The following is a 22832-nucleotide window of genomic DNA, read 5'->3' on the forward strand; positions in this document are numbered from 1 at the left end:
AAAAGTAAACAGGGTGAGATAATTATGAAGCTTAAAAATTTAAAAATTAATAAAATGAATAACTTGATTTCTTTAGCTATATTTGGAAGTTATGGAACACAGTATTGGAGAGAAGGATATAGTGATATAGATATTTTGGTTATAATGGAGAAAAGAGAGGATATTATAGAGGAGATAGAGTTGGAAGAGGAACTTATTCCAATTTTAAGAGAATACTTTAAATATTCTAAGATACATTTAACATTTATAAATATGAAAGAATTTGATAGTATATTTGCAAGACAGTATTTAGAATGTGAAGATAAATTAATTGTTGATGAGCTTAAAGAAATTGATTTTAGATTGTATGTAAATAAATATTTAAGAAATAATAAATGGTTAGAGGATAAAATTAAAAAGGATAATAAAATGTTGGAGGATATTAATGGTGGCAGCTTATTATAAATATAAAAAAGAAAGCTTAAATTTAAAGTTTATTAGTGCAAAAGATACATTAAAACTGATGCAAGGAGCAATAAAAGAGTATAAGCTATCAAACTCTATTTATTTAAAAAGAGCTATTATAGGATATTTTCAGGATTTTTCTGAATATATAATTGATATGTCTGAAACTTACTTGGTGATAACAGGGAACTATACGGATGGGTGTTCAGGTATTGAACTAATAAAAAGAGCCAATTTATATGATTTTATAGATGATAATTTGGCTAAGTTTTTAGTTTCTGTTGTTATATTAAGAAATAGATATACGCATGATTACTATAAGAGGGATAAAATAGAAAATGATATATTGATGTATTCTATAGAGAAAATGGAACTATTAGAAATCTTTTTACAAATAACAGAAGAAAAAGTAAGATTAAGTGCAACTAATTATAATAGATAATTGATAATGCATAATACATAATTAAGGAAAAAAATCCTTTGGATTTTTCAACAAAAGGTGCTTTGCACAAATGCAAATTAAGTTTTGCTGTGCAAAACATCATTAATTCTGGATTATACATTTACATTTAGAATCTTATCCTTTCATTCTTCTGAATGCAAGTGGTGTTTTTCCATGAATTTTTTTAAACATCTTTACAAAGTTCCCACTATAGTTATAGCCTACCATTTTAGATATTTCATCAATGCTTAAGTCTGTAGTAGATAGTAAATTCTCAGCCATTGCCATTCTAATTGATGTTGTATATTGGCTAATAGACATATGGTATTTAGCTGAAAATCCAGCTTTTAATTTTTGTTCATTTAAAAATACCATTTTACTTAAGCTTTTAATAGTAGGAGGATTTAAGGCTTCCATTGTTAAGATTTCATAAGCTTTTTGTAGAGCTTTAACATCTGAAGCAGTTAAATTAACATATCTATCTTTTCCTATTTTTATAGTTCCATAATTTAATTGATTGGTAAAAGCATTTTCAGGGGAAGATTGTATTTCCTTTGAAATAAGAGCTATACATTCTAAGATTTTACTTTCTAAGTATATTGGAGTTAGCATATCGTTTTGAGATAAACTTCTTAAGCTTTGAATAATAGAAGCTATATCAAGAGGAAGATAGTTATAAGTATAATTAGTAATAAAGCTATCAAAACCTATTGCATTAGGGAAGTTTGGATTTATTATCTCATCAAAGTATTTCTTATAAATAGTTACTTCAGCTCCATGAAGATGCTGCCCATTCTTCCAAGATTGAGTTCCTTTAAGTCCTTTTTCAGAGATAAAAAATGAAGAGGGACTAAAAGAAGACACGGGATTATTTTCAATTTTAAATTTAGTTTCACCAGTATAAACAGTTCCAAAGCGTACTAATTCTTCTTTATGATCAAAAGAGATAGAAAAATCATAAGGAATAGTGTAATCACCAATTCCAAAATCATAATATCCTTCCCTGCTATACTTAATAAAGTAACCAAGCTCAGGTCTATCTTCATTTTTATAAATAGTGCAGTTTTCCATTGGATATTCAGAAAAAGTCATTTTATCTAAAACTGTATTTTGAAATTCTTTAGTCGTTTTACAAATCATAGCTGTACCTCACTTATAAAAATAATTTATAATTGATAATGCATAATTTCGGAAAAAAATCCTTATAGATTTTTAAATTAAAAGTTTTTGTATATTTAAGTAGGCTACTATTTTAAAATTTATTTTACTTAGTCATTAGGATAATTTAAATCACTTTAAAAAACAATAATTTTACATTCTTAATTCTACATTTTTCATTCCCAGCCCGGGTATACTATTTTTATAATTTCAATCCTTCAGCTTTTAAGTGTTAAAATATCATAGCAGAGTTTTTTGGAGCTAAAATTTCATAATTCCGAATAATGAGGAATTATTACCTTTAGTTTAGAAGGAGATAAACATTGTATGACGGTGACTTGGAGCTTGCGACGGAACAAGGAATATAATATTTATCTCATTTTTTTATTATTTAGGAAATTATATCTATATATAAGTTATATATAATTTTATTAGAATAGTAAAATTAATAATTTAAGAAGTGAATTCATTATAATTTCCAACCTCCAGTTTGTAAGTGTTAAAATATCATAGCAAGGTGACTTGGAGCGTATGCGACGGAACCTGGATATGATACTTTAACACTTTTTTATTATAGCATAAATTATTATAAAAGGTGATAAAATTATTAAATTGGGTGCAAGTATTGTAATGAGAATGAATCTCATATACAATCAAAAACAGATGAATGAGTAGCATAAAAATTAGCTACATTGATGGAGGTATACTATGAAAAGAAATTTATTAAAAACATTAGTAGTTTCATGTATGACAGCAATAATGCTTGTTGGATGTGGAAATGGAGCTACAAAAGAAGATAAAACATCAGAAGAGAAAGTAGTAGTTACAGATGTAAGAGGAGAGGTTGAGATACCAAAAGATCCTCAAAGAATAGTTGATTTAAGTGGTAATAGTGATATTTTATCAATTTTAGGATATAAAGTTGTTGGAACAGCAAATAGTGATGCTTATGATTACACTAAGTTTCCAGCATATTTAGAAGATACATTAAGTGGAGCAGAAATCTTAGGATATAGCATGCAAGATACTATGGATGTAGAAGCAGTTATGAACTTAAATCCAGATTTAATAGTTATATCAACAGTTCAAGAAAAAATGTATGATCAATTAAGTGAAATAGCTCCAACAGTTATGATTCAATTAGAAGCTTTAGATTGGAAAGAAGATGTTAAGGCTTTTGCAAAAGTATTTAATAAAGAAGATGAAGCAAATAAATGGTTAGCAGATTATGAAACAAAGGCAAAAGAAGCTGGAGATAAGATTAAGGCAGAATATGGCGAAGATACTACATATCTTTCATTCTTAGCAAGTGGTGGTCAATTCTTTATCTTTGACGGTGCTGGATTTGGTAGCGTATTATATGAAGATATGGGACTTGCAAAACCAGAAGGAATGCCAGAACAAAGTGATATTAGTCTTCCAGTTGTAACTTATGAAGGTTTAGCAGCAATTAAATCAGATTATATTTTCTTAATTGCAACACAAGAAGATTTAGCACAACTTGAAGGTAATGCAATTTGGAACAGCCTACCGGCAGTTAAAGAAGGAAAAGTTGTAGTGTTAGAAGCATCTCCTTACTTTAACCAAGGATATAGCTCAATTGGTAGAGAATTATTAGTAGATGAAATAGGTGACATGTTAAATGAAACAAAGTAAAAAACATACAATAATATTTACAATTTGTAGTTTGTTACTTTTAATAGGAGGACTGGTTCTAGCTATAAGGCTAGGATCAGTTCATATTGGTTTTTCAGAGATTTATGATAGCATCTTTAATTATAGTGAAACTTTAGAGCTTATGTTAGTTAGAGATGTTCGTATCCCAAGAGCTTTATCTGTTTTACTAACAGGAGGTATTTTAGGAGTAACAGGCGCAATGATTCAAGGGGTTACAAGAAACCCTATAGCAGAACCATCAATATTAGGTGTAAGCCAAGGTGCAACACTAGTTATAGCAATTTTTTATGCAGCGGGAATAGCAATAAACACAAGAAACGTAATGATAGCTTCATTTATAGGAGCACTTATAACAGGAATTATAGTATTAGGATTTATATCAAAAAAAGCAAATAATAATTCCATTGCAAAAATACTTTTAGCAGGAACAGCTATGAGTACATTTTTTATTTCATTAACTACAATAATAGGACTTTTATCAAACCAATCTCAAATGATAGGTTTTTGGGTATCAGGTGGTTTTAGAAATGCAACTTGGGCAGATTTTAAATTAGTTTTTATTGTAGGAATAATAGGACTTATAATAGCAATTTTATTATCACCAAAGATAAATATATTAAATCTTGGAGATGATGTTGCAATTGGACTTGGAGAAAATCCAGAAAAAATAAGATTTACAACTCTTATGGTTATGATACCAATGTGTGCAGCAGCAGTAGCAGTTGGAAAAAATATAGCCTTTGTTGGACTTATAGTTCCACAAATAGTTAGAAAATTATTAGGGGAAGATTATAGAAAAAACATACCATGTTCATTTTTACTTGGTGCAGTTCTTTTAACATATGCAGATATAGCAGCAAGAATGTTATTTGATCCATATGAAACACCAATTGGAGTATTTACAGCTCTTATTGGAATACCATTCTTTATATCAGTAGCTAGAAAGGAGAGGGGATAATGAAGAAAAAGAAATTTAAAATAGCATTAATTATTTTAATAGCATTATTACTTATCTCCTTTGCAGTTACATTATGCTGGGGTACATATAAAGTTTCAGTAGGAGATGTAATAAAAACCCTTCTTGGAAAGGGAAGCAAACTTCAAAATACAGCAATATTAAGTATTAGACTACCAAGACTTTTAGTTGGAGCCTTTGTAGCAATTGCATTATCTACAGCAGGAGCAATTTTACAAACAATAACTAAAAATGACTTAGCAGATACAGGAATTATAGGTATAAATGCTGGAGCAGCAGTAGCAGCAGTATTATTTATAACTTATCAAACAGGAACATATTATAGTGAGCTTGGATCTCTTTCTATCTTTGTATTACCTTTTATGGCAATATTGGGAGCAGGAGTTTCTTCATTTATAATATATATGCTATCAAGCAGAAAAGGTATAAGACCAAAGAGACTTTTATTAATAGGGATTGGATTAAATGCAGGACTTAATGCATTTATAACCTTCTTCACCTTTAGAGGTGGTGTTGGTGATTACAATAGAGTTTTAGTTTGGACATCAGGAAGCCTTTGGGGATCTGGCTGGAGTTATGCAAAAGTAATAATTCCAATAGTAGCAGTAATGTTTGGATTAGTTTTATTAAATCATAAAAAATTAGATGTTTTAAACCTTTCAGATGAACTTGCAATATCATTAGGTTTAAATTTAGAGAGAGAAAGAAAAAAGTTTTTAAGCTTTGCAGTTATATTAGCAGGAACAGCTACAGCATTTGCAGGAAATATAGGATTTTTAGGTCTTATATCTCCACATATTGCAAGAAAATTAGTTGGACCTTATCATAAACACTTTGTTGTAATATCAGCAATAATAAGTGTGATTATAGTTCTTCTTGCAGATGCAGTTTCAAAGAATTTATTCTCTCCAATTGAAATTCCAGTTGGAATAACAGTATCAATATTTGGAGTACCTTATTTTATTTATTTAATGATGAAGGAGAAGTAATTATGGAAGCTATTAGTGTAAAAAATTTAAGTGTTGCCTACGAAAGCAATACCATAATTGAAGATATGAACTTATCAATACCAAAGGGAAAAATAAGTATAATAATTGGAGCAAATGGTTGTGGAAAATCAACTTTATTAAAGACTATAGCTAGAATTAATAAGCCTAAAAATGGAGATATATTTATAAATGATAAAAATATAAAAAGGGTAAAAGAAAAAGATATAGCAAAGGATGTTGCATTTTTACCACAGGGGCCAGTATGTCCAAGTGGTCTTACAGTAAGAGAACTTGTAGCCTTTGGAAGATTTCCTCATCAAAAAATGATAGGTGGACTTAATAATCATGATAAAGAAGTTATTGACTGGGCAATAAAAGAAACTGGTCTTTCAGAATTTGCAGATAGAGAAGTGGAAAATTTGTCAGGGGGACAAAGACAAAGAGCTTGGATTGCTATGACTTTAGCACAAGAAACAGAAATAATAATGCTAGATGAGCCAACAACTTACTTAGATATGTCTTATCAGCTTGAAGTTTTAGAAGTTTTACAAAGATTAAATAGAGAAAAGAAAATAACAGTAGTAATAGTTTTACATGAGCTTAATAATGCATGTAGATTTGCAGATAACATAATAGGTCTTAAAAAAGGAAAGCTTATATGTGAAGGAAGACCTATAGATGTTATAAATAAAGAAAATCTAAAAGAAATTTATGGAATAGATGCTAGGCTTCAATTAAGTGAAGATGGTAAATATCCAATTTGTATGGATTATGAGCTTTTAAGATAAGATTTTAAAGGTAGGTAAAAATGAGAAATAAAAACTTTATAATAATAGTAATAGGTCAAATTATATCTTTATTTGGAAATGCAATTCAAAGATTTAGTATGTCACTATATTTATTAGAATTTACAGGAAGTACAGCTGTATTTGCAAATATATTAGCAATATCAACAATACCCTATGTTTTATTTGCACCAATAGCAGGAATGCTTTCAGATAAAGTAAATAGAAAAAAGATAATGGTTTACTTAGATTTCTTTTGTTCAATAATAATAGGAGCATATGCCTTTATATTAATTAGTGGAAGAGATAATAAATTTATTGTAGGAATAGTAATGTTTATTCTATCAATATGCTATACATTATATGGTCCAGCAGTTACAGCTTCAATTCCACAGGTGGTAGAAGAAGAAAAACTAACAAGTGCAAATGGAATAATAAATCAAGTTGGATCTATAGTTAACTTTGCAGGTCCAATAATAGCAGGAATTGTTTATGGAATATTTGGAATAAAAGCAATAGTAATAGTAAATGCTATAAGCTTCTTCTTTGCTGCTATAATGGAATTATTCTTAGATATACCAGATGTGAAAAGAGAAGAAGTTAATGAAAATGTAGATATTAATAAAAATATAGATAGTAATGATAATACACATAGTAACAAAAATGTTATCAATGAAACTAAAGAAAAAGTATTTTCAATTAAATTCATAAAAGATTCCTTTGTAGATATGTATAAGACCTTTAAATATTTATTAAAAGAAAAGAAGGTTATACTTTCAATAATAATCTCCTATGCACTATGTAATATTTTCCTAGTGCCAATATTATCAATAGTAGCACCATACTTTATTAATATATATTTAGAACTATCATCAGAAATATACGGTATAGTAGAAGCAGTTTGTGTTTTAGGAATGATAATTGGAGGATTCTTAATAAGTGTAAAACCAAAGATGTTCTCAATGAAAAAAATACAATATACATATATTCCAATGCTAATGGGAGTTATATTAATGATATTACTGCCGCTAATAAATATTAATAGACTTTCGCTAGCAGGACTTTTTGCTATAGGGGGATTAGGCATAATGCTAACTATTGCAATAACTAATGTATTAACACTAACCTTTATACAAAAAGAAATACCAGAAAACATATTAGGAAAGGTATCAGCCTTTTCAGTAGCAGTTGCAACTGTAAGTGTTGCACCAGGACAATTACTATATGGACAAATTCTAGAAAGTGGGATGTCATTAAGTATGATCTTCTTCTTAACAGCTATAGCCAATATAGGATTAATAATATTTATAAAAAGAAAAGTAGTAAATAACATTAATAATGGATAATTTATAATATAAATATAATAACTTAATAATGAATGAAGGACTCCTATTAGTTTTATAGTGATTTAGAAGATTCTTAAGTCATAGATAAAATTAATAGGAGTATTTTTATAATTTAAAAAAACAATATTTTAAAACAGAGTTCTATATACTTTAATTACTTTAAAATATAAATTTTCATTTTAAAATTACACACTTTAGGGTATAATGAATAACTAGAGAAATAGAGATAAAACTTAATTTATATTTAAGGAGGAAAAGCCCTTGGCAGATTATATAAATGAAATAGAAAAAAGAAGAACCTTTGCTATTATATCTCACCCAGATGCAGGTAAAACTACATTAACAGAAAAGTTCTTATTATATGGAGGAGCTATAAGACTTGCAGGATCTGTTAAAGCTAGAAAGGCTTCAGCTCATGCAGTATCAGACTGGATGGAAATAGAAAAGCAAAGAGGGATTTCAGTTACTTCATCAGTAATGCAATTTAATTACAGTGGACACTGTATAAATATATTAGATACACCAGGTCACCAAGACTTCTCAGAAGATACATATAGAACACTTATGGCTGCAGATAGCGCAGTTATGGTAGTAGATGGAGCAAAAGGTATAGAGGATCAAACAAGAAAGTTATTCCATGTTGCATCCCTTAGAGAAATGCCTATATTCACATTTATAAACAAGTTAGATAGAGAAGCTAAAGACCCATTTGAATTATTAGAAGAAATCGAAAATGAACTTGGAATAAAAACTTACCCAATGAACTGGCCAATAGGTTCTGGTAAGGAATTTAAAGGAGTTTATGAAAGGGACAACAATAGAATAATTGCTTTCTCAGCAGGAAATCACGGTCAAACTGCTGTAGAGGCTATTGAAGGTTCAGTAGATGACCCTAAATTCAGAGAAATATTAGGAGAACCGCTTCACGATAAACTAATGGAAGATATAGAACTTTTAGATATAGCTGGAGATGAGCTAGATTTAGAAAAGGTAAGAAAAGGAGAATTAACACCAGTATTCTTTGGATCAGCCTTAACTAACTTTGGTGTTGAGCCATTCTTAGAGCACTTCTTAGAAATGACTTCATCACCACTTCCTAGAAACTCAAGTATAGGAGAAATAGATCCATTTGATGATAACTTCTCAGCCTTTGTATTTAAAATACAAGCAAATATGAATAAGGCACATAGAGATAGAATTGCCTTTATGAGAATTTGTTCAGGAAAGTTTGAAAAAGGCGAAGATGTTTATCATATGCAAGGTGGCAAGAAAATTAAGCTTTCTCAACCACAACAATTTATGGCTCAAGATAGAGAAATTGTAGAAGAAGCATATGCAGGAGATATAATTGGGGTATTCGATCCAGGTATATTCTCAATAGGAGATACATTATGTGCACCTTCAAAGAAATTCAAGTTTGAAGGAATTCCAACCTTCGCGCCAGAACATTTTGCAAGAGTTAGACCAGTAGATTCTATGAAGAGAAAGCAATTCGTAAAAGGAGTTACTCAAATAGCACAAGAAGGAGCAATCCAAGTGTTTAGAGAATCCTTTGTTGGGATGGAAGAAATAATAGTTGGAGTTGTTGGTGTACTTCAATTTGAAGTTCTAGAATACAGATTAAAAAATGAATACAACGTAGATATAAAGATGGATAGACTTCCATTTAGATACGTAAGATGGATAGAAAACAAAGATATAGATATGGATAAATTAAACTTAACTTCAGATGCTAAGAAAGTTAAGGACTTCAAAGATAGAAACATCCTTATATTCCAAAATGACTGGGGTATTAACTGGGCATTAGAACACAATAAAGGTCTAGTACTTTCAGGTGTAGGAAAAAGCGACGAGTAAGAATAATAGATAATGCGTAATGCATAATGGATAATAAATGAGAAAACTCCCGAAAGGGAGTTTTAATTTTTTTAGTAATTTGGAACAAATTACATCTAGAATTTTACATTTTACATTCTTAATTCTACATTTTATATTATGTATTTATTAATTATAGGAATCTTTTTTATAATATATGATAATAGTACAGAGAAAATAAAGATTCCTAAAACTATTAATGGTATCATTATAGCTGGATTACTTAAATTAGCGTTTAATATATTATGACGTATTAAATATTTTATAAATAAATCATGAATTACTACAAGAAATGTAGATAAAATTCGAATTATATCTGCTGAAATTATTCTTTTATTTGACAAAATAATCACCTCTACTAAATATTATAAAAAAAGTAAGTTATTTTCAACTGAATTAAAATAAAAATTGACAAAATTATAGGAAATTAGTTGAAATACTTCTTTTGAATTGGTAATCTATATAATGGAAGGAGGGAGAAAGATTGAAACTTAAAAAAATTAGAAAAATATTAGCACAATTTCTTATAGTTGCTCTTATGATGCCAAACCTAAATGTTAAGGCAGTTACTAATGAAAGTACAACAGCAATAGAAAGTACTACAGTAAATGAAGAAGCTACTAATGAAATTACTACAGTAATTGAAAGTGACAACACAACAACTCAAGAAGAAGCTATTGAAGAAATAAGTGATAATAATAATTCAATAGAAGAAATTAAAGACACTAATGAAGAATCAGTAACTCCTGAAAATCAAAATGAAAATGAGGTTACTGAAATTAATCAAGTAAATAACAATATAGAAAATGAATCAACAGAAACTATTAAAGGAAAGACGTATGAAAAGAAAAAAGCAATAAATGTTAATGCTAGAATTGCTACTGCAATGTTCTCATTAGAAGAAGGTGAGGAGGATAAAGAAGAGTTTAGATTAAAGCAAGAAGCAATGAACAATTTAGAAGTTCTTGTTCCTATGACAGATAGTGAATATGAATTAACAATTGCAAATTCTGATGGAAGCTTTGAATATTTAGAATCCTTTGATGATATTGATTCAGCTGTAAATGCAGCAAATAGTATTTCAGAAAATAGCTTAGATGAAAGTCAACTACCAGCAGTAATAAATGCACGTGGACAAGTTGTTTATTCTACAAATGAAATGGCTAGAATATTAAGACATGTAAACAACTCAAATGTGGTTGGAAATGTTAATGTTTATCCAAACGCAAGTCTTTCAAGTCCACTTATTGTTGTTAATCAAGGATACATTGATGATGTTCCGATTTTAGATGTTTATGGTAATGCAACTAAAATAATGGTTAATGGATATGAAGGATGGATAAACAACAATAGAGCATCTGGAAATTATGACATGATAGTAGTTCCACTTAATCAAGCTTCAAATCCAAGTTACTATACTGTTAGAAATGGAGAATTAATTCATTTTATCAGCTACGATTTAACAGGAACAACAGGATTTGAAAAGATTTTAGGAAAAGCACCTAGTATATTAAGGGAAGGTGTTAGATACTTAAGTTATGATGGACAGTATTTCTATAGTTATGACCATACAAATCAAAATGGCATAGTAAATGGATTAAATACATTAATAAGCGATTATAAAGCAGGAGTTAGAACTAATTCTGTAAATAATGGTAATCCTTATTATGTTTATTATCAATACTTACCATTTAGAAGCCAAACAATTTATACAGCTGCAGATTTAAATAATTTTATAAATAACCATCCTAGAATAAAAGGAACTAGCTCTAAATTAAAAGATTTAGGACAAGCTTTTAAAGATGCAGAAACTCAATATGGAGTAAATGCTTTATTAGCATTAGCTGTTGCTATAAATGAATCAGGATATGGAAATTCAGAAATAGCTAAAGATAAAAATAATTTATTTGGATTAAATGCTGTTGATGCATCGCCAGGATTATCAGCAGATAGCTTTGCAACACCAAGAGATTCAGTTATTGATTTTGCAAAGAACTGGATTTCAAGAGGTTATGCAGATCCAGCTGATTGGAGATATTATGGAGGATTTGTAGGAAATAAATACAGAGGTGCCAATGTTAAATATGCTTCAGATCCATTCTGGGGAGAAAAAGCAGCAAGCTTTGCTTATGAGATTGATAAGACATTATCTGCTGGAAGCTCTAGCTTAAGAGATACTAACTCAAAGCAAATAGGAGTAGTTAGAGCTAATAATCAAGTTATTAATAAAAATGGAACTTTACTTTATAATACAACTGTAGATACATCAGTTATAATTTCAGACCTTCAACAAGTGGTTTTTAATGGAAAAACTTGTTATGAAATTTATCCAGAAAGAAATACATCAACATTAGAAGGTAAATATCACGGTAATTATAATTGGAGTGATAGAGCTTATATAGAAGCAAGTAATATTTCATTAGTAAATGTATTTACACCACCTTTAGAAATTAAGTATGGGCTTAATAGATATTCAACAGCTGTTGAATTAAGTAAAAGTAGTTTTACGTCAGCAGAAACTATAGTAATATCTAATGGTTATGCAATACCAGACGGTTTAGCAGCTACACCAATAGCTTCACATTATAAATCTCCATTATTACTAGTTGAAAAAAGTTCAATTCCTAGTGAAACTCAAAATGAAATAAAGAGACTTGGAGCTAAAAATGTTATTATTATTGGAGGAACTTCAGTAGTAGATAAAAATGTAGAAGCACAACTTAATAACTTAGGAATATCAAGAATTACAAGATTAGGTGGCGCAACTAGATATGAAACAGCTATTCAAGTAGCTAGATATATAGATCAAAATCTTTATGATATACAAAATGTAGTAATTGCTAATGGCTATGGAGAACCAGATGCACTTTCAATTGCACCAGTATCAGGAAGAGATAAAATGCCAATAATACTTGTAGAAAGTAATAATATTCCAACAGAAGCTTATAACTGGATGAGAGATGCTAGTTTAAATAATGCTTACGTAATTGGAGGAACAACAGCTGTTTCTAATAATGTTTTAAATAGCATTAATGCATTAACTAGACAAGATATTTCAGGAAACAGATTAGGTGGATTAACAAGATATGAAACAAATGCTATAATAATTGATAAGTTCTATGGAAGTATAACAGAAAATGTATATATTACAGAAGGGCTAGAACTTGCAGATGCTTTATCAGCAGGACCAGTTTCAGTAATTAATAATTCACCAGTAGTAATTTGTGAAGATGGATTAACACCAACTCAAAAGAGTATTTTTGCTAATAAGACTACAAACAAAATAATACAAGTTGGTGGAAAAGTATCAAAAGCATCTATTCAAAATCTTAGAGAATTGTTAAGTAGAACAAGATAGTATTTTTATTTAAATTTTAATAAAATACTTTAGATTAAATAAAAAAGAAGGTTTAAAAAACAGAGGTTTTTTAAACCTTCTTTTTTTATAATCTCAACTCTTGGGTTTTGAGCACCTAATTAAAGTTTGCTATAGAATAAGGAAAACTAAAATAAGTACTTTTTTAAAACAAAAATGATAGCAAAATAAATATATAGTGCCTATCAAATATAATATAGTAATAAATTAACAAATTGGAGGGTGCTATGAAAAAGAGAAGTAATAAAAAAATAATAATAACTTTATTAATAATAAGTATGCTTATAGGAATAGGAGGCTGTTATTCATTCAATAATGATTTAACATATTTGGATTCAATGGAAGTTGAGGACTCTTTTCCTAATCTAACATACTTAGATTCAATAGAAGCTTGGAATATTTTAGAGGATGAACCAGGAACTTTGATTATTCAGACAGTTGGAGATGTAAATATTAACTGGGAATCTGGAAATCAACCTAATGTATTAGGATTAGCAAGTGATATTCCAATTTGGGATATTAGCTTGGTAAATATGAATTAAAATAATAAAATATTAAAATTAAATGAAGTTACAGGAAAGGGAATAATAAACTTAAAATCAATAGGACTAGGAGAAATATCAAGTGTATTAATAGATGGAAAGAAATACAAGAAGTTTAGAGGGAGTTTAATTGAAACAAAAGAAGGGAAGCAATCATATGAAATAAAGTGGGAATAGATATATACAATTTACAATATATGTACTTGAAGTTTATAGGCTATAAATATATAATTGATATATATTTATAAGAACTGTGAAAGGATTGAAAAAAATGGTAGAACAAAGAAAAATTCCATTTTCTCCTCCAGATATAACTGAAGCGGAAATAAATGCTGTAGTAGAGGTCTTAAAGTCAGGATGGATTACATCAGGACCAACTTTAGCTAAGTTTGAAGAAGAACTTGCAAGTTATTGTGAGGCTAATAAAGCAATAGCATTAAACAGTGCAACAGCAGCTATGGAACTTATATTAAAAGTTTTTGATATAAAAGAGGGAGATGAAATAATAACAACTCCTTACACATATACTGCAACTGCTAGTGTAGCAGTACATAGAGGAATTAAGCCTATATTTTGTGATGTAGCAAAAGATTCATTTTTCATAGATTATGATAAAATAGGTGATTTAATAACAGAAAAAACAAAGGTAATTATGCCTGTAGATTTTGCAGGAGTTCCTTGTGATTATGATAGAATTAAAAATGTTTTAAAAGAAAAAAATAGAGAAGATATAATTATAATAGTAGACTCAGCTCATGCTTTTGGAGCAAAGTATAAAGGTGAAAGAGTTGGAGCTCAATGTGATTTTCATACATTTTCATTCCATGCAGTAAAAAACTTTACAACTGCTGAAGGTGGCGCTATAACATATAATGATAATAACTTTAAAGGAAGAGAAAATTTATTCCAAGACTTTAAGTTTACTTCATTACATGGACAATCAAAAGATGCTTTATCTAAAATGAAAGCAGGGGCTTGGGAGTACGATATAATTACAGATGGATTCAAATGTAATATGACAGATATAAATGCTGCTATTGGTAGAGTACAATTAACAAGATATGAAGATATGCTTAAATACAGAAAAGAAATCTTTGATACTTATACAAGAATATTAGAAAAGGAAGATTTTTCTATAATACCAGTTACTGAATATGGTGAAGGAACAGAAAGTTCATATCATATATATCCATTAAGGATTAAAGGTTTTGATGAAGACAAAAGAAATTTACTTATTCAAAAATTAGCTGAAAAGGGAATATCAACTAATGTTCACTTTAAGCCACTACCAATGTTTACATTATATAAAAATTTAGGTTATAAAATAGAAGATTATCCAAATGCATATGCTCAATATGCAAATGAAATATCACTTCCAGTTTATAGTACTTTAGCTTTACAAGATGTAGAATATGTTGCTGAAGAATTAATTAAGGCTGTTAAAGAAATTAATAATAAACAATAAAAAATAAGTGGGACTGTTTTATAAGTCCCACTTATTTTTTTATTAAATATATTTTAATTTTCCTCTTTATATAATAGTGCAATAAAATTACCAGCATAGAACCAATATATTAATGAAATGAAGCTAATTATATAAACTAAGTTACTTTCCATAAGATTTACAACAGGTATTCCTAATAATAGCCCTAATAAAATGCAATTGGTTATCTTATCCTTACTATTCATTTTTTGAATTTTAGAAGTAGCAAAAAGTATAAGGGTAGATATAAAAAGTATTAACATAAATGTAGCTATAAATCCGTTAGTTGTAGTTATTTCCATATAAATATTATGGATTCCACCTTTAGTTACACCTATTAATTCAGCTGGTTGATTTTGAATTAAAGTAGGGATTGTATTAGAAGTACCAATACCACTAAAAAATGAAAATTTTATTATACGAATAGCGGCAATCCATATATACTCTCTACCAGTAAAAATATAATGTAAAGTTTTATCATCTAACTTGAAAATAAAGTATATAAAAACTATAGGAAGAACAACCATTAAAGTTCTTATAAAATTATTTTCTATATAAACAAAAGCAAAGATAAATATAAGAGAAAGTATAATAAGATATCCACTTCTGCCAGAAGATAAAACTAAAGTTACTCCTTGAAGTATTGTATTAATAATTAAAAATATATTAACTTTCTTTAATTTAGATTTTGAAAGTAAATAAATACCTAGTACTATTGAAATAGCAGCAGCTACACCAAGAGAATTTTCATTTTTAAATATCCCGATAAAATAAAGTGTTTCTTCAACTCCATCAGAATTAATTATATTAATTACAATATTCTTATTTAAAAATATTAAAACTAAAGAAGATAAAGAGGCAATAAAAGAAAAAGCAATATAAAAAAATGAGTATATATTAATTTCATTTTTTATAGTTTCTTTATCTTTATAATTATCTATAGAGAAAATAACTGTAAATATTAATACGTTCATAAGCCAGGTTTTATAATTTAAATCAGTAGGATACTTATAAATAGTAAAAAATAAAGTTACAGCCAAAAATAAATATAAGAATATATTAAAGATATAAATTTTTCTTTTTCTTCGTATAATACCTACAAAGTTAATTATAAATAAGAATGCAACCCAAAGAAGACAAATCTTATTTAAAATTTTAAAGAAAGGAAAATCAAAAATTATGGTTACATAAGATAAACTAACCAATAAATATAATAATTTTAAATAAAAGCTATTTGAAAAAAAATCATAGACATTAAGTAAATATTTTTTCAACTAATTCAACTCCCTATATTAAATTGTAATTTTATAGTTAATATTTTATCATTTATATATTAATTAGTCTAAGAATTTGTACAAAAACATTGTATAACACAATAAATGTGGTAAAATATTATTGTTAGTTTTTTTGTATAAACTTATAAAGGAGAGTATAACTATGAATATACCTTTAATAGATTTAAAAGCTCAATATGAGTCATTATCTAAAGAGTTAAATGAAGCAACTTTAGGAATATTATCTTCAGCTAATTACATAATGGGAAAAACAGTTTTAGACTTTGAGAAAAAATTTGTAAACTATATAGGAGTTAAGCATGCAATATCAGTAGGGAATGGAACTGATGCCCTAGTACTTGCTTTAAAAGCAATGGGAATAGGAAAAGGTGATGAAGTTATAACTACTCCATTTACTTTCTTTGCAACAGCTGAAGCAATATCAGCAGTAGGAGCAACTCCAGTGTTTGTAGATGTAGAAAAAGAAACATTTAATATAGATGTAACAAAAATAGAAGAAAAAATAAACTCAAATACAAAGGCTATAATGCCAGTTCACATATTTGGTCAAAGTGCTGATATGGATGAAATAAACGAAATAGCTAAAAAGCATAATTTAAAAGTTGTAGAAGATGCTTGCCAAGCTATAGGTGGAAAATATAAGGGCAGAAATATAGGATCATTAGGAGATGTAGCTTGTTTTTCATTTTTCCCAACAAAGAACTTAGGTTGTGCTGGTGATGGTGGAATGATAGTTACAGATAATGATGAAATTGCAACTATTGCAAGAGCACTTAGAACTCATGGAAGTGGGGAAAATGGTCAAAAGGCTTATAACCTACTAAATAATATAGAAGAAGAAGTTCAAACAGCAGAAGGTGCTAATGATACAGTTTATAACCCGCTTAAATACTATAACTATTTAATTGGATATAATACAAGATTAGATGCAATTCAAGCATCAATTTTAAATGTTAAAATAAATGAAATAGATAATTGGAATGCTAAAAGAAGAGAAATAGTAAGCATTTATAATGAAGCTTTACAAAATAATGATTTAGTAACTCCAGTTGCAAAAGATTATAATGAGCATGTTTATCACATGTATATATTACAATCTGAAAATAGAGAAGAAATTATATCAAAACTAAAAGAAGCTGGAATAGCAACAGGAGTTTATTATCCAGTGCCATTACATCTTCAAAAAGTTTATAAAGATTTAGGATATAAAGAAGGGGATATGCCAGTTGCAGAATACTTATCACATAGAACTTTTGCAATTCCTGTATACCCAGAGTTAACTAAAGAACAAGTTGATTATATAATAAGCAAGATAAAGTAAGTGTGAATAAGTAAGAGTGTAAAGTTAAGAGTGAAGAGACAAAATTAAGAGGATGTTTTAAAAATTAAATTTAATTGTAATTTCTTAACTCTAAACTAAAAGAGGAGGAAGAATTATGTCAGTTTTAAAAGAACAATTATTAGAAAAAATTAATAATAAAACTGCAAAAGTTGGTGTAGTAGGATTAGGATATGTTGGATTACCTTTAGCAGTTGAAAAAGCAAAGGCTGGATATGAAACTATAGGTTTTGATGTTCAAGATCAAAAAGTAGAAATGGTTAATAATGGTAAAAATTATATTGGCGATGTAGTTGATGCGGAACTTAGCGAATTAACTGAAAAAGGAATATTAAGAGCAACTACAGATTTTAGTTTTATAAATGATGTAGATACAGTATGTATTTGTGTTCCAACACCACTTGATTTATATAAGCAACCAGATTTATCTTATGTTGTAAATTCAACTAAGAATGTTGCTAAATACCTTCATAAAGGAATGATAGTAATTCTTGAAAGTACTACATATCCAGGAACTACAGAAGAGGTACTAAAGCCAATTTTAGAAGAAAGTGGATTAAAATGTGGAGAAGATTTCTTCCTAGCATTCTCACCAGAAAGAGTAGATCCAGGTAATAAGCACTTTAACACTAAGAACACTCCAAAGGTTGTAGGTGGATGTACTGAAGAATGTACAGAAGTTGCAGCAGCTTTATACGAAAATGTATTAGAAGGAGAAATCCATAGAGTTTCTTCACCAGCAGTAGCTGAAATGGAAAAAATATTAGAAAATACTTTCAGAAATATAAACATAGGTTTAGCAAACGAAATGGCTATCCTTTGTAATAGAATGGGAATAGATGTATGGGAAGTTATTGATGCAGCTAAAACTAAACCATATGGATTTATGCCATTCTATCCAGGTCCAGGTCTTGGTGGACACTGTATACCTCTAGATCCTTTCTACTTAGAATGGAAGGCTAAAGAATATGATTACCACACAAAGCTTATAGAAACATCAGGAATTATAAACGATTCTATGCCAGACTTTGTTTTAGAAAACATTATGAAAATATTAAACAAAGAAAAGAAAGCATTAAATGGTTCAAAAGTATTAGTTATGGGATTAGCATACAAGAATGATATAGATGACTATAGAGAATCACCATCATTTAAAGTAATAGAATTACTAGAAAAGAACGGTGCAGAAGTTATAGTTAACGATCCATTCTGCGATACAGCAAAATACAAAGGCAAAACTTACTACTCAGTAGACTGGAAAGAAGTTATAGACGAATCAGATATAGTAGTAATAACAACTGGACACACAGTTTACAACTATGAAGAAATAGTAGATAGAGCAAAAGTAGTTTATGACACAAGAAACGCAACAAAGAATGTAGTAAACAATAGAGAAAAGATATACAAACTTTAGATGCGAAGCATAATGAAGAATTAAGAATTAAGAATGAAAAATTAATGATAAAACTCCCGTAAGGGAGTTTTTTTATTTTATAATTATTTCAAAACTCCTTAAGGAGTTTTGAAAGTAAAATTTAAATTAAAGTAATTTGGAACAAATTACATCCAAAATTATACATTCTACATTTTACATTCTTCATTGCTATTGAGGACGAAGTGCTCAATAGCTTTGCCTACTCCGTCTTTTTCGTTGCTGTCTGTTATATAATCAGCTTCTTTTTTTATTAATTCTAAGCCGTTTCCCATGGCTACTCCAATTCCTGCGAATTTTATCATTGAAAGATCATTTTCTGAGTCTCCTATACACATAACTTCTGAGGGATTTATGTTTAAACTTTTAGCGTAGTATTCTACAGCTTTTCCTTTTGAAACTTCACCTGACATAATTTCAAAGTTGTTATGTCCAGAGCTAACTACATGAACTTTGTCTCCTAAGACTTTTTTTAATTCTTCTTTAGCAGTCCAAAGATTTTCTTTGTTTTCTCTTTCTTCAATAACAATTCCTTTTAAAATAGTTCCGTTAAAGTTTTTGATAGTATCAATAAAATTATCAGTATCTACTAAAAACTTAACTTTTTTATCCTCTGATAAATCTTTATTCATAATATAATAAGCATGAGTTTCTGGTACTTCAGTTTCTCTAATTAAAGTATCCCAGCTATTAAAAGTAATAGTTAAACCATATTTTTTTATAATATTATAAATTTCTAAAACTAAATCAAGAGAAAGAGAACTTTCTAAGATAGCTTTATCATAATGATTAGTTTTTATATAAGCTCCATTAGAAGATATTACAGCAGTATCTATACCAATCATATCAGAATAATATCTTGCAGAAGAAAATAATCTTCCAGTAGTTATAGCAATGTTTACTCCAAGTTCACTTGCTTTTCTTAGGGCTTCTTTATTTCTTTCACTAACTTCATGTTTGCTATTTAATAATGTACCATCCATATCAATACATATTAGTTTAATATTATTTTTCACTTTACTACCTCCCAAGAAAAAATAATTCCTATAACTAGTATAGTCTAAAACTTAAGAAAATAAAAATTTAAAAATAAAAGATTTATATGTCAGAATTTGCGATAGAAAATAATATTCAAAAGAACATACGTTTGATATAATGAAAACATAAATAATAGAAGGGGGGAGTAACTGCTAAATAGCAGCTACGAAAATTTATGAGAAATTTAATAATTAAAGCAAGACAGGAAGACAAAAAAGCTTTAGAAGAAATAATAGAAAAATTTAGACCTCTTATTAACAACACGGCAATTAGTTTTTATATCTATGGACATGATTCAGATGACATCAAGCAAATAGCAATATTAAGTATTATAAATGCAATAAACAAGTTTGACATAACAAAAGAAGAGTTATTTACAGCCTATGTAAAAAAATGCGTAAAAAACTCTATGTATAAAGAAATAGAAAAAGCAACAAAGGTTTATTACAAAGACAAAGAATCCAAAGAAATATCACAGCTTCTAGAAGAAAAGGATATAATAAGTGATGAGCTTAGCTTACAAGATAAATTCATAAAAAAAGAAGAAAAACAAAATTTAGAAAAGGCTATAAGCTTATTAGAAGATACCGAAAGAAAGCTACTTAAAGAACTATATGTAGAGAACAAAACCTTAGCAGACTACGCAAAAGAAAACAATATAGAATATCATAAAGTAAGATATATTAAAGAAACTACAATAAAAAAACTAAAAATACTTTTAAAATAAATTAAAAAAGGATGTAATTTACTCTTGATAATGAAGTAAATTACATCCTTTTATCTATTATATATTAAATATTTTTTGAGTTTTCAATCCTTAGTTAATAAGTGTTAAAATATCATAGCAAGGTGACTTGGAGCTTGTGACGGAACCTGGATATGATATTTTAACACTTTTTTAAGGTCTCAAAAGAAATTTAAGCTTTTGTAAGGTTCTTATTTTTAATTTGCTACAGTAGTAGTAATCTTTATTTCTTAGTCTACAGTATTTGCTTAGGTTTGCTTTATCGTTTTTTATATATAAGAAGGTTAGTATATCTTGTTCTTCTTGATCTAGCTTTTTAAAGGCTTCAATTATTTCTATATTTGAAAAGTCTTTAATTATTGAATATTCAATGTTAACTTTCTCATCTATTAAGCTATCTACAATTTCAATATCTGAATCTTTACAGAAGTTATTTAAACTAACTTCTTCATTATATTTAATTTCACTTCTTAAAATTGAAATATACCCATTTTTAATACTCCAAAGAGCATAAGATGAAAAGCTTTGTGTACCTCTTGATAAATCATATAGTTTTATAGCTTTAAGTAAATTCATAATTCCTATTTGCACTAAGTCTTCAAAAGTTCTGTTTTTTAAGAAGATTTTTTTGCTTTCTTTAATGATTAAAGGATAGTACATATTTATAATTTCCTCCTTAGCATTATAGTTATTATTTTTAGCTTCAATTAATAATTTCTCCATAATATACCTCCAAAAAAAGTTTATTTATAAAGAAATATCCTTTAAAAAGATAAATTGAGAAAAAATATATGTTTATTTTCTTATGAGAAAATATGGAATTTATAAGGGGGAATTTTGAGTTAATTAAAAAATGAATTAAATATTAGGAAAAAGTATATAAATAGTGTGGTAATAATAGGGGGAAAATGATTATTTAATTTGGATATATTTAAATAATAAAAAATAAGTAAAAAAATTAAACTTTTTTGTAAAAAAAAGTAGGACGAAAGTATTAGTATAATAAGGAAAAAAGTCCTATAATGTGAAAGTGATTAATTATGGAAATTGGGGGAGAATAATGTTTGTAAGTTTAATCTTAAAAGATTTTATTATAGAAAGTAAATTTAATGTTATTAATATATTAGAAAAAGTAGAGGAAGCAAAGTCTCTAGGAATAAAAAAGTTGGTTATTGCACCAGTTTATTATGATGAAGAATCTAAAACTTCAATAAAGGAAGTAGAGGAAATTATAAATGATTTAAATTCTTATTTAGAAGAAAAAAAAGAAGATATAAAATTATATCCAGCCAACTTAATTAGGGATAATTATGAAAGTGTCAAAAAATTTATAGATGGTACATTAGGGAGTATAAATGGGACAAGGTACATTTTGTTAAATGCTGATGAGAGTATGGATTTAAAAGAGTTAATAGAAGTAATTTATGAATTTAAATTAAGAAATTATATACCTATAATTGTGGCTCCAGAAAGAATTAAAGAAATAACTGATAATTATAAAAATATAAAAAAGATAAGTGAAGAAGGATGTCTTTTTCAATTAGATATAGCAAGTATTAACGGAGAATATGGAAAGCAAGTTTTAAAAACTTCAAAAGCTTTAAAGAAAAAGGGAATCTATAGTTTTATAGGATTTAAAGATAAAATTAGGAAGCAAGAGATTAATAAAGATTTAGAAATTATATCCAAAAAAGGATTAGCAATATTGTTAAAGAATCAAGAAATAAATAGAAAACAAGAAAATAAGAGAAAAAAAAGAAAATTATTTATGAAAGTATAAAAAATAAATATAAAAAATAAATGTAAACAAAGTATTAACGCTATTTAATTTTTTTAATCAAAATAAAATTATATTAGAAAAGAATGTGAAAAATATATAGAGTATATATC

20 protein-coding genes are annotated in these 22832 nt (G+C 27.8%); 15 read left to right on the forward strand and 5 right to left on the reverse strand.

Annotation, left to right across the window (positions count from 1 at the left end; translation table 11 throughout):
* The first annotated feature begins 24 nt into the window (after nt 1-24).
* Together H9660_RS06105 and H9660_RS06110 are read left to right on the forward strand one after the other, a co-directional pair.
* Nucleotides 25-444 (forward strand): nucleotidyltransferase domain-containing protein, encoded by a 420-nt coding sequence (locus H9660_RS06105; RefSeq protein ID WP_191749479.1) that lies wholly within the window; start codon nt 25-27, stop codon nt 442-444.
* The gene (locus H9660_RS06110) at nt 425-886 is read left to right on the forward strand and encodes a hypothetical protein (protein ID WP_207729425.1); all 462 of its coding nucleotides are present in this window, start codon (nt 425-427) and stop codon (nt 884-886) included. Before H9660_RS06105 ends, H9660_RS06110 begins: the two co-directional genes overlap by 20 nt.
* Nucleotides 887-1021: 135 nt before the next feature.
* Here H9660_RS06110 and H9660_RS06115 read toward each other — a convergent pair whose 3' ends face one another.
* On the reverse strand, nt 1022-2026 hold the full coding sequence (locus tag H9660_RS06115; RefSeq protein ID WP_191749480.1) for a helix-turn-helix domain-containing protein: 1005 nt from the start codon (nt 2024-2026) through the stop codon (nt 1022-1024).
* Between the two features lie 726 nt (nt 2027-2752).
* Here H9660_RS06115 and H9660_RS06120 point away from each other — a divergent pair.
* The 6 genes from H9660_RS06120 (at nt 2753) to H9660_RS06145 (ending at nt 9674) form a co-directional block, all read left to right on the forward strand.
* On the forward strand, nt 2753-3700 hold the full coding sequence (locus tag H9660_RS06120) for an iron-hydroxamate ABC transporter substrate-binding protein (protein WP_191749481.1): 948 nt from the start codon (nt 2753-2755) through the stop codon (nt 3698-3700).
* Nucleotides 3687-4679 carry a FecCD family ABC transporter permease gene (locus tag H9660_RS06125; RefSeq protein WP_191749482.1) on the forward strand — a complete coding sequence of 331 codons (993 nt, stop codon included), beginning with the start codon at nt 3687-3689 and terminating at the stop codon, nt 4677-4679. The genes H9660_RS06120 and H9660_RS06125 overlap by 14 nt, the downstream gene beginning before the upstream one ends.
* Nucleotides 4679-5686 (forward strand): FecCD family ABC transporter permease, encoded by a 1008-nt coding sequence (locus H9660_RS06130; protein ID WP_191749483.1) that lies wholly within the window; start codon nt 4679-4681, stop codon nt 5684-5686. Before H9660_RS06125 ends, H9660_RS06130 begins: the two co-directional genes overlap by 1 nt.
* A 2-nt stretch (nt 5687-5688) precedes the next feature.
* Nucleotides 5689-6474: an ABC transporter ATP-binding protein gene (locus H9660_RS06135; RefSeq protein WP_191749484.1), complete on the forward strand. Its 786-nt coding sequence runs from the start codon at nt 5689-5691 to the stop codon at nt 6472-6474.
* Between the two features lie 20 nt (nt 6475-6494).
* Complete coding sequence (locus H9660_RS06140; protein ID WP_191749485.1) at nt 6495-7817, forward strand: MFS transporter; 1323 nt, start codon at nt 6495-6497, stop codon at nt 7815-7817.
* Nucleotides 7818-8078: 261 nt separating this feature from the next.
* A complete protein-coding gene (locus tag H9660_RS06145; RefSeq protein ID WP_191749486.1) occupies nt 8079-9674 on the forward strand; it encodes a peptide chain release factor 3 in 1596 nt (531 codons plus the stop codon).
* A 131-nt stretch (nt 9675-9805) separates the two neighbouring features.
* On the opposite strand, the gene H9660_RS06150 is transcribed toward H9660_RS06145, so the two are convergent.
* A complete protein-coding gene (locus H9660_RS06150; RefSeq protein WP_191749487.1) occupies nt 9806-10036 on the reverse strand; it encodes a hypothetical protein in 231 nt (76 codons plus the stop codon).
* 140 nt (nt 10037-10176) lie between these two features.
* Here H9660_RS06150 and H9660_RS06155 point away from each other — a divergent pair, with 140 nt between their 5' ends.
* From H9660_RS06155 to H9660_RS06165, 3 genes are all read left to right on the forward strand, one after another.
* Nucleotides 10177-13050, forward strand: a complete 2874-nt coding sequence (locus H9660_RS06155) for a cell wall-binding repeat-containing protein (protein ID WP_191749488.1) — start codon at nt 10177-10179, stop codon at nt 13048-13050.
* Between the two features lie 245 nt (nt 13051-13295).
* A complete protein-coding gene (locus H9660_RS06160; protein ID WP_191749489.1) occupies nt 13296-13610 on the forward strand; it encodes a hypothetical protein in 315 nt (104 codons plus the stop codon).
* A gap of 271 nt (nt 13611-13881) precedes the next feature.
* Nucleotides 13882-15075 carry a DegT/DnrJ/EryC1/StrS family aminotransferase gene (locus tag H9660_RS06165; RefSeq protein WP_191749490.1) on the forward strand — a complete coding sequence of 398 codons (1194 nt, stop codon included), beginning with the start codon at nt 13882-13884 and terminating at the stop codon, nt 15073-15075.
* A 53-nt stretch (nt 15076-15128) separates the two neighbouring features.
* Here H9660_RS06165 and H9660_RS06170 read toward each other — a convergent pair whose 3' ends face one another.
* The gene (locus tag H9660_RS06170; protein ID WP_207729426.1) at nt 15129-16367 is read right to left on the reverse strand and encodes an O-antigen ligase family protein; all 1239 of its coding nucleotides are present in this window, start codon (nt 16365-16367) and stop codon (nt 15129-15131) included.
* A gap of 163 nt (nt 16368-16530) precedes the next feature.
* Between H9660_RS06170 and H9660_RS06175 the strand changes: the two genes are divergently transcribed.
* Together H9660_RS06175 and H9660_RS06180 are read left to right on the forward strand one after the other, a co-directional pair.
* Nucleotides 16531-17709, forward strand: coding sequence for a DegT/DnrJ/EryC1/StrS family aminotransferase (locus H9660_RS06175; RefSeq protein WP_191749492.1), 1179 nt, complete (start codon nt 16531-16533; stop codon nt 17707-17709).
* A 115-nt stretch (nt 17710-17824) separates the two neighbouring features.
* On the forward strand, nt 17825-19141 hold the full coding sequence (locus H9660_RS06180; RefSeq protein ID WP_191749493.1) for a nucleotide sugar dehydrogenase: 1317 nt from the start codon (nt 17825-17827) through the stop codon (nt 19139-19141).
* A 167-nt stretch (nt 19142-19308) separates the two neighbouring features.
* Here H9660_RS06180 and H9660_RS06185 read toward each other — a convergent pair whose 3' ends face one another.
* On the reverse strand, nt 19309-20175 hold the full coding sequence (locus tag H9660_RS06185; RefSeq protein WP_191749494.1) for a Cof-type HAD-IIB family hydrolase: 867 nt from the start codon (nt 20173-20175) through the stop codon (nt 19309-19311).
* Between the two features lie 197 nt (nt 20176-20372).
* Between H9660_RS06185 and H9660_RS06190 the strand changes: the two genes are divergently transcribed.
* Nucleotides 20373-20924: a sigma-70 family RNA polymerase sigma factor gene (locus H9660_RS06190; RefSeq protein ID WP_191749495.1), complete on the forward strand. Its 552-nt coding sequence runs from the start codon at nt 20373-20375 to the stop codon at nt 20922-20924.
* A gap of 171 nt (nt 20925-21095) precedes the next feature.
* On the opposite strand, the gene H9660_RS06195 is transcribed toward H9660_RS06190, so the two are convergent.
* Nucleotides 21096-21665 (reverse strand): sigma-70 family RNA polymerase sigma factor, encoded by a 570-nt coding sequence (locus H9660_RS06195; RefSeq protein ID WP_191749496.1) that lies wholly within the window; start codon nt 21663-21665, stop codon nt 21096-21098.
* 337 nt (nt 21666-22002) lie between these two features.
* Here H9660_RS06195 and H9660_RS06200 point away from each other — a divergent pair, with 337 nt between their 5' ends.
* Nucleotides 22003-22722, forward strand: coding sequence for a CpsB/CapC family capsule biosynthesis tyrosine phosphatase (locus tag H9660_RS06200; RefSeq protein WP_191749497.1), 720 nt, complete (start codon nt 22003-22005; stop codon nt 22720-22722).
* The last annotated feature ends 110 nt before the right edge of the window (nt 22723-22832 follow it).

The sequence above is a fragment of the Clostridium gallinarum genome, from assembly GCF_014836325.1.
In the GTDB taxonomy this organism is placed as follows: domain Bacteria; phylum Bacillota; class Clostridia; order Clostridiales; family Clostridiaceae; genus Clostridium; species Clostridium gallinarum.